Origin of the sequence: Pseudomonas sp. CAM1A (assembly GCF_047501685.1) — a bacterium.
Classification (GTDB): Bacteria; Pseudomonadota; Gammaproteobacteria; order Pseudomonadales; family Pseudomonadaceae; genus Aquipseudomonas.
In genome coordinates this window covers 1-3,886 of sequence record NZ_JBFNXP010000037.1, presented here as the reverse complement: position 1 = coordinate 3,886, position 3,886 = coordinate 1, and the positions used below count along the sequence as shown (strand labels likewise).

Here is a 3,886-nt window from a genome sequence, read left to right as displayed (position 1 = left end):
TTTGCGCTGGTCAACAACTACGGCCCGACCGAGACCACCGTGGTGGCGACGTCGGGGCAACTGCAACCGGGCGGCGCGCTGCATATCGGCAAGCCGACCGCCAACACTCGCGTCTATGTACTGGATGAGCAATGCCAGCCGGTGCCGGTCGGCGTGACGGGCGAGCTGTACATCGGTGGCGGGCAGGTTGCTCGGGGCTACCTCAACCGCCCTGAGCTGACTGCCGAACGCTTCCTCGACGATCCGTTCAACGGCGGGCGGATGTACCGCACGGGCGACCTGGTGCGCTGGAATGCCGACGGCACGCTGGACTACCAGGGCCGCAACGACGACCAGGTGAAGATCCGCGGTGTGCGGGTCGAGCTGGGCGAGATCGAAGCGGCGCTGAAGGCCCAGCCGGGTATCGCTGATGCCGTGGTGCTGGTGCGCGACGAGCGTCTGCTGGCCTGGTTCACCGAAGCCGCTACGGTTGATCTCGACACCTTGCGCCAAGGGCTGCAAGCCAACCTTCCGGGGCACTTGATACCGCAGGCCTTCGTCCGCCTGGACGAGCTGCCGCTGACGAGCCACGGCAAACTGGACCGCAAGGCGCTGCCGGACCCTGAACCCTCGGCCCTGGCACGCCAGGCCTACGTCGCGCCGACCGGCGCGACCGAGGAGGTCATGGCCGCGATCTGGGCTGAAGTCCTGGGTATCGAACAGGTCGGTCGCCACGACAACTTCTTCGAACTGGGCGGTCACTCGCTGCTGGCCGTGAGCCTCACCGCGCGCTTGCGCCAGGCCGGCTTGCCGGCCGACGTGCGCACCCTGTTCGGCCAGCCGACGGTAGCGGCGCTGGCGGCGACCCTGGGCCATGGCCGCCTGGTCGAGGTCCCGGCCAACCGCATCCCGGCCGGCTGCACCCAGATCACCCCGGACATGCTGTCGCTGGTGGCGCTGGAGCCTGCCGCCATCGAGCGCATCGTCGCCACGGTGTCGGGCGGTGCCGCCAACGTGCAGGACATCTACCCGCTGGCGCCGTTGCAGGAGGGCATCCTCTACCATCACCTCAGCTCACCGGAGCACGACCCCTATGTGCTGCAGTCGCGCATGGCCTTCGCCAGCCGTGACCGCCTGCACGCCTTCATCGATGCCTTGGGCAAGGTCATCGCCCGTCACGACGTGCTGCGTACCTCGGTGCTGTGGGAAGGCCTGGCGCAGCCGCTGCAGGTGGTCTGGCGCGAGGCGCCGCTGTTGGTCGCGCCGCTGGACGGGCAAGACCTGCACCACCTCGACCTGGCCCAGGCGCCGCTGATTCGCCTGTTGTACCGCAACGATGCCGGCAGTTCGCGCATCGAGGCGCTGCTGCAGTTCCACCATATCGTTCTCGACCATACCGCCCTGGAAATCATCGGCGCGGAACTGCTGGGCTACCTGCAAGGCGCGCCGGTGCCCGCTGAACAGGGCGCGCCGTACCGCAACTATGTGGCCCAGGCGCGCCTGGGTGTCAGCCAGGCCGAGCACGAAACGTTCTTCCGCGCCCAGCTGGGCGATATCGACGAGCCGACCCTGCCGTTCGGCCTGGCCGATGTGCAGGTCGACGGCCTCGGCATCGAAGAGGCCCAGCTGTGGCTGGACGAAACCCTGGCCAGTGGCCTGCGCCAGCAGGCCCGGCAACGGGGTATCAGTGTCGCCAGCCTGTTCCACCTGGCCTACGCCCGCCTGCTGGCCGCCGCCAGCGGCCGCGACAGCGTGGTGTTCGGCACCGTGCTGCTCGGTCGCCTGGAGGGCGGCGCTGGAGCGGAACAAGCCCTGGGCATGTTCATCAACACCTTGCCGCTGCGCCTGGACCTGGCCGGCCTCGACCTGCACGACGCGGTGCGCCAGACCCAGCAGCGCCTGAGCGCCTTGCTCGCCCACGAGCATGCCTCACTGGCCCTGGCCCAGCGTTGCAGCGGCGTGCCGGCCCCGGCACCGCTGTTCAGTGCCATGCTCAACTACCGCCACGGCAGCCAGGCGGACGACGACCGGCGCCTGGCCCTGCAGGGCATCGAGACCCTGGACAGTACCGAGCGCAGCAACTATCCGCTGAGCCTGAGCGTGGACGATATGGGGGAAGGCTTCCGCCTGGTCGCGATGACCCCGGCGAGCATTGGTGCCCAGCGGGTCTGCGAGCAGATGCGGCGGGTGCTGGAGGCCATGGCCGAAGGCTTGGCTCAGCAGCCGCGGCAAGGGCTGCTGCAACTGCCGGTGCTCTCGGCCGAGGAACGCCACCAACTGGTGCACGATTTCAACCGTACGGCGCAGCCCCACGACCTGACCCTGACGCTCCAGGGGCTGTTCGAGGCTCAAGTCCTGCGTGCGCCTGAAGATGTTGCGCTCAGCGCCGAGCAAGGTGAACTCAGCTATGGGCAGCTCAACGCCGAGGCCAACCGCCTGGCCCATCACCTGATCGCGCTGGGCGTGCAGCCCGACGACCGGGTGGCGATCTGCGTCGAGCGCGGCCTGCCGCTGGTGGTCGGCTTGCTGGCGATCCTCAAGGCCGGTGGCGCCTATGTGCCGCTGGACCCGGACTACCCGGCCGAACGCATTCGCCACATGCTGGTCGACAGCCAGCCACGGGCGCTGCTGGTGCAACAAAGCACCCGGGCGCTGGTTGGCGAGGCGGCGGTGCCGCAGGTCGATCTCGATCAACCGTGCTGGGCCGAACAGCCGGACAGCGACCCGCAGGTGCCGGGCCTGAGCGCCGCCAACCTGGCGTATGTGATCTACACCTCCGGTTCCACCGGCCTGCCCAAGGGGGTGATGGTCGAGCATCGCAACGTGGTCAACCTGGTGCACTGGAGCGCCGGGCTGTTCCCGAGCGAGGGCGCGGTGCTGCACAAGACCCCGGTGAGCTTCGACGCCGCAACGTGGTCAACCTGGTGCACTGGAGCGCCGGGCTGTTCCCGAGCGAGGGCGCGGTGCTGCACAAGACCCCGGTGAGCTTCGACGCCTCGGTGTGGGAGCTGTTCTGGCCGCTGTGCAGCGGGCTGCGCCTGGTGCTGGCCAAGCCGGACGGCCAGCGTGACCCGCAATACCTGGCCGAGCTGATCGAACGGCGGCAAGTCGGCGTGGTGCAGTTCGTGCCGGCGCTGCTGCWGCAGTTCCTCGAGCACGGCGCCAGCGCGGCCTGCGCCAGCCTCACCGATATCGTCTGCGGTGGCGGCGAACTGACCGAGGCCCTGGTGCGCCAGGTGCGCGAGCGCCTGCCACGGGTACGGTTGCACAACGTCTACGGCCCGACCGAAACCACGGTCGATTGCAGCGTCTGCACCTTGCACCCGCAGGATCCATTGACGCCTGGCGCGCTGCCGATTGGCCGGCCGATCGACAACACCCGTTTGTACGTGCTCGATGCCCACGACCAGCCCGTGCCGCTGGGGGTCGCCGGCCAGCTGCACATCGGCGGTGCCGGGGTGACGCGCGGCTACCTGGGGTTGCCGGAGCAACAGGCCGAGCGCTTTATCGCCAGCCCGTTCGTCGACGGCGAGCGCCTGTACCGCAGTGGCGACCTGGTGCGCCAGCGCCCTGACGGCAGCCTCGAGTTCCTTGGCCGTACCGACCACCAGATCAAGCTGCGCGGCCTGCGTATCGAGCCGGGCGAGATCGAGGCTTGCCTCACCCGGGTTGCCGGGGTGCGCGAAGCCGTGGTGCTGGTGCACGACGCCCAGCCGGCCGGTCCGCGTCTGGTGGCCTATGTCACCGGCGATGTGCCGCCCGCCGAGGCCCTGCGCGAGGCGCTGCTGGGGCAACTGCCCGAGTACATGGTGCCGGCGCTGTTCATGGCGCTCGACGCCTTGCCGCTGACCCCCAACGGCAAGCTGGACCGCAAGGCGCTGCCGCAGCCGGACCTGCCGGCGCGCCA

General features: G+C 69.4%; 1 pseudogene. It reads left to right on the top strand.

Features of this window, described 5'->3' with window-relative positions:
* Window positions 1-3,886: pseudogene (locus ABZO33_RS26765) on the top strand (AMP-binding protein); the annotation flags it as partial.